This is a genomic window from Sandarakinorhabdus sp. (assembly GCF_031422795.1).
Classification (GTDB): Bacteria; Pseudomonadota; Alphaproteobacteria; order Sphingomonadales; family Sphingomonadaceae; genus Sandarakinorhabdus.
On the sequence record NZ_JANPML010000094.1, the window covers coordinates 1 to 4823 of the forward strand.

5 protein-coding genes are annotated in these 4823 nt (G+C 64.6%); all 5 read left to right on the forward strand.

Annotation, left to right across the window (positions count from 1 at the left end; all coding sequences use genetic code 11):
* Positions 1-52: 52 nt before the first annotated feature.
* On the forward strand, positions 53-928 hold the full coding sequence (locus tag RMO81_RS03715) for an ABC transporter permease (protein ID WP_310474400.1): 876 nt from the start codon (positions 53-55) through the stop codon (positions 926-928).
* Positions 925-1749: an ABC transporter permease gene (locus tag RMO81_RS03720; protein WP_310474396.1), complete on the forward strand. Its 825-nt coding sequence runs from the start codon at positions 925-927 to the stop codon at positions 1747-1749. The genes RMO81_RS03715 and RMO81_RS03720 overlap by 4 nt, the downstream gene beginning before the upstream one ends.
* Positions 1746-2867 carry an ABC transporter ATP-binding protein gene (locus tag RMO81_RS03725; protein ID WP_310474397.1) on the forward strand — a complete coding sequence of 374 codons (1122 nt, stop codon included), beginning with the start codon at positions 1746-1748 and terminating at the stop codon, positions 2865-2867. The genes RMO81_RS03720 and RMO81_RS03725 overlap by 4 nt, the downstream gene beginning before the upstream one ends.
* Positions 2864-3598, forward strand: coding sequence for a gamma-glutamyl-gamma-aminobutyrate hydrolase family protein (locus RMO81_RS03730; RefSeq protein ID WP_310474398.1), 735 nt, complete (start codon positions 2864-2866; stop codon positions 3596-3598). Before RMO81_RS03725 ends, RMO81_RS03730 begins: the two co-directional genes overlap by 4 nt.
* A partial coding sequence (locus RMO81_RS03735; protein WP_310474399.1) for an aminotransferase occupies positions 3595-4823 on the forward strand: 1229 nt, incomplete at its 3' end. The genes RMO81_RS03730 and RMO81_RS03735, both read left to right, overlap by 4 nt.

Here is a 4823-nt window from a genome sequence, read left to right on the forward strand (position 1 = left end):
TTGGCTACATCCGCGCCGTGGAAGAGGCGATCACCCGGGTGATGGCGGCATGATGCTGCAACGGCCTGCCCAAGCGCGACAGGTTTTTGCCGCCCTGAGCCTGCCGCCGGTGGTGTGGCTGTTTGCGCTGTTCCTGGCGCCAATGGCGGTCATCTGGGCCTATAGTTTCGGCGAAAACCGCACGCTGGTCGATATCGCCATCACCGGCAGCTGGGGCAGTTATGCCCGCGCGCTGAAGCCGCTGTATCTGGCGATCCTGCTGAAATCCATGGGTTTTGCGGCGCTCACCACGCTGCTGTGCTTCATTCTGGGCCTGCCGGTGGCGCTGGCCATCACCTTTGCGCAGCCGCGCGCCAAGCTGCTGCTGCTGGTGGCGATCATGCTGCCGTTCTGGACCAACCTGCTGATCCGCACCTATGCGCTGATGGCGATCCTGCGCACCGAAGGGCTGATCAACTATGGGCTGGGGGCCTTGTGGGACGTGGTGCCGGGGTTGCCGCCGTTCGCGCCATTGCCGCTGATCAACAACAATTTCGCCGTGGTCATTGGCCTCGTCTATGTCCACCTGCCGTTCATGGTGCTGCCGCTCTATGCCGCGCTTGATCGGCTGGACCGCTCGCTGATCGAGGCCAGCCTGGATCTGGGCGCCGGCCATCTTGCCACTTTGTGGCGGGTGGTGGTGCCGCTGGCGCTGCCGGGCATCGTTTCGGGCATCATCATCACCTTCATCCCGGCATTGGGCGCCTATCTCACGCCCGATCTGCTGGGCGGCACCAACAGCCAGATGATCGCCAACGTGATCGAGCGCCAGTTCCGTTCCGCCAACGATTGGCCGTTCGGCGCGGCGCTGTCGTTCTTGCTGATGTATCTCACCTTTGCGGCGCTGATGGTGCAGGCGATCATCCGCCGTCGCGGAGCGGACCGATGAGCGGCCCGCTGGATTATCTGGCGCGCTGGCCGCTGCGGCTGTGGCTGGCGCTGGTCGGCGCGTTTCTTTATCTGCCGCTGCTGGCGCTGGTGGTGTTTTCCTTCAACGACAGTAGGCGCATCACCGTGTGGCGCGGCTTTTCGCTGCGTTGGTATGCCGAACTGTTCGACGATGGCGAACTGGTGGCGGCCTTTGGCAATTCGCTGGTGATCGCGGCGGCGTCCACCCTCATCAGCCTGGTCCTCGGCACGTTGGCCGCCCTGCTGCTGTGGCGCTTCCGTTTTGCCGGCAAGGCGCCGCTGGAGGCGTTGCTGGGCCTGCCCATCGTGGTGCCGGAAATCTGCCTCGGTGTCGCTTTCCTGGTATTCTTCACCGCCATCGTGCCCTGGCCCACCGAACTGCCATGGCCGGCCAATCTGGGCGCCATCATTATCGCCCACGCCACCTTCTCGTTCAGTTTCGTGGCGCTGGTGGTGCGGGCGCGGCTGGCCAGTTTCGATGGCGCGCTGGCCGAAGCCGCCCGCGATCTGGGCGCCGGCGAATGGCTGATCTTCCGCGATATCATGGTGCCGCACATGGTGCCGGGGCTGGTGGCCGGCGCGCTGCTGGCCTTCACGCTCAGCCTCGATGATTTCGTCATCACCTTCTTCACCTCCGGGCCAGATACGATCACCTTCCCGATCAAGGTATATTCGATGGTGCGCTTCTCGGTCACGCCGGCGGTCAATGCCGCCTCCACGCTGCTCATCCTGCTCACTGCCGGCCTCACCGCGCTGGCGCTGTGGCTGCAGGGGGCAGATATCGCCAAGCAGGCCGCATGATGACAGGACAGCCCATCATCCGCTTCGAAGGCGTCACCAAACGCTACGGCAAGGTAGTGGCTGTGGACGACGTGAATCTGGAGGTGCGCGAGGGCGAATTCTTCGCGCTGCTGGGGCCGTCTGGCTGCGGCAAGACCACCTTGCTGCGCATGCTGGCCGGCCTGGAAGTGCCAACCGAAGGCCGCATCCTGATCGACGGACAGGACGTGACGAATGTTCCGCCCAACAAGCGCCCGGTCAACATGGTGTTCCAGAATTATGCCGTGTTCCCGCACATGAACGTGGCGGACAATGTGGGATATGGCCTGAAGGTGGACGGTGTGCCAAGCGGCGAGCGCACGATGCGCGTGGAGGAGGCGCTGGCGCTGGTCAAGCTGGATGGGCTGGGCAGCCGCCGACCGGATCAATTGTCGGGCGGGCAGCGACAACGGGTGGCGCTGGCCCGCGCGCTGATCAAGCGACCGCGCGTGCTGCTGCTGGATGAACCGTTGTCGGCGCTGGACGCCAAATTGCGCGAGGCGATGCGCACCGAATTGTGCCAGTTGCAGGCGCAGGTCGGCATCACCTTTGTGATGGTGACCCATGATCAGGATGAAGCACTGGCGCTGGCCGATCGCTGCGCCGTGATGAACCGTGGCCTGTTGCAGCAGGTGGCCAGCCCATCTGATCTGTACGAATTCCCGGCCAGCCGCTTCGTCGCCGATTTCATCGGTTCGGTGAACATGCTGGAAGGCAGGCTGGTGGTCGATGAACCTGCGTTCGCCGAAGTGGCGGTGGCGGGCATCGACCAGCCGCTGTTCCTCGATCACGGCGTGACCGGCGCGGCCGGCACCACGCTGTGGCTGGCGCTGCGCCCGGAAAAGATCGAGCTGCACAAGGACGCGCCGCAGCCGCCAGCGCTGGGCGATGCACCGCAGGGCCGCAATGCCGTGGCCGGCAGGATCACCCACGTTGCCTATCTGGGCAGCGAAAGCCTGTATGAAGTGACGCTGGGCGACGGCCAGAAATTGAAGGCGCTGCGATCCAATCTGACCCGCTGGGATCAGGAAGATTTTGCGCTGGGCGAGGCGGTGTGGCTGGCCTGGCACGCCTGTTCGCCGGCGGTGCTGCTGTCATGAACCGGCCGGTTCTGGGTATCATCTGCTGCACGCGGACCGTCGGTGTGGAGCCGGCGCAGGCGGTGATGAACCGGTATGTGAGCGCTGCCATGCGCCATGCCGATTGCGCCGCGCTGCTGGTGCCGGCGCTGCCCGATCTGATGACCGCTGAAGAGGTGATCGACCGGCTGGACGGCGTGCTGCTCACCGGCAGCCCGTCCAATCTGCAGCCATCGCTGTATGGCGAAGGGCAAGTAGGCGATCCGCCGTTCGATCCGGGCCGCGATGCGATGATGGCGGCGCTGGTGCGCAGCGTTCTGGCGCGCGGCAAGCCGTTGTTCGGCATTTGCCGCGGGCTTCAGGAAATCAACGTCGCGCTGGGCGGCACGCTCACCCGCGAGGTGCTGGACCATCATGCGCCAGATGATGTGCCCTTCATGGCGATGTTTGATCATCGCCACGCCGTTTCGCTCACCCCTGGCGGCGTGCTGGCGCAAGCGCATGGCCGCCCGGCGTTGACCGTCAACAGCGTCCATTATCAGGGCATCGCCCGGCTGGGTGACGGCCTTGCCGTGGAGGCGCTGGCGCCCGATGGGATGGTAGAAGCGGTTTCGGCCCGCATCGGCAATGCCCCCGTGCTGGCCGTGCAATGGCACCCGGAATGGACGGCCGATACCGATGCCGATGCCGCCACCTTCTTTCATATTCTTGGGCACGCCCTGCGCGGCCAGCACTCGGAGTCGACGCCATGACCCGCAATTACGACATCGCCGAACTCAGGCGGCTGGATGTCGCCCATCACCTGCCTCCGCAACAGGATTGGCAGGCCGTGGAAGACATGGGCGGCAGCCGCATCATCGTGCGCGGCGAGGGCTGCACGATCATCGATGGCGACGGGTTCCGCCTGCTCGATGGCATGGCCGGGTTGTGGTGCGTGAATGTCGGTTACGGCCGCACCGAACTGGCCGAAGCGGCCTATCATCAGATGCTTGAACTGCCTTATTACAACAGTTTCTTCAAGACGGTGGCGCCGCCAACGGTGGAACTGGCGGCGAAATTGTCGGGGCTCCTCGGCGGCCATTTTTCCCACATCTTCTTCAATTCCTCCGGCAGTGAGGCGATCGACACGCTGATCCGCACTGCGCGCCATTATTGGCAGGTGAAGGGCGAGGCGCAGCGCCAGGTGATCATCAGCCGCGTCAACGGCTATCACGGATCGACCATCGCCGGCATGAGCCTGGGCGGGATGGCACCGATGCACGCCCAAGGCGGCCCGTTGCTGCCAGGGTTCGTGCACGTGATGCAGCCCTATAAATTCGCCGAAGGCTTTGATGAAGACGAAGACACCTTTGCCGCGCGCGCCGCGCAAGAGGTGGAAGATGCCATCCTTGCCGCCGGGCCCCAGAATGTCGCGGCCTTTATCGGGGAACCGGTGCAGGGTGCCGGCGGCGTCATCATCCCGCCCGCCGGATATTGGCCCCGCGTCGAAGCCATCTGCCGCAAATACGGCATCCTGTTGTGCTGCGACGAGGTGATCTGCGGTTTTGGCCGGCTGGGCCAATGGTTTGGCCACCAGCATTATGGCATCACGCCCGATCTGGTGACAATGGCGAAAGGCCTTTCATCGGGCTATCTGCCGATTTCAGCGGTGGGCGTTGCCGATTTCATCGTGGCTGCGATCAAGGCCAACCCGGATGATTTCGTGCATGGCTATACCTATTCCGGCCACCCCACAGCGGCGGCGGTGGCGCTGAAAAATCTGGAGATCATCGAGCGCGAGGATCTGGTCCGCCGCACCCGGGAAGACAGCGGCCCCTATCTGGCCCAGGCTGCGTGCTTCGCCCACCAGCGGGTGGCGGGCGAGTTCGGCAAGGCGCTGCGCCAGATAGGGGCCGCTGTCTTCCCGGGTGCGGCGGATCAGATCCTCGCGCTCGATGATCTCCAGGTTCTTCAAGGCGACGGCCGCCGCCGTTGGGT

Excerpts from the sequence above, each read along its gene's own strand:
- RMO81_RS03715 (WP_310474400.1), top strand. The coding sequence starts at position 53 with ATGCTGCAACGGCCTGCCCAAGCGCGACAGGTTTTTGCCGCCCTGAGC.
- RMO81_RS03720 (WP_310474396.1), top strand. The coding sequence starts at position 925 with ATGAGCGGCCCGCTGGATTATCTGGCGCGCTGGCCGCTGCGGCTGTGG.
- RMO81_RS03725 (WP_310474397.1), top strand. The coding sequence starts at position 1,746 with ATGATGACAGGACAGCCCATCATCCGCTTCGAAGGCGTCACCAAACGC.
- RMO81_RS03730 (WP_310474398.1), top strand. The coding sequence starts at position 2,864 with ATGAACCGGCCGGTTCTGGGTATCATCTGCTGCACGCGGACCGTCGGT.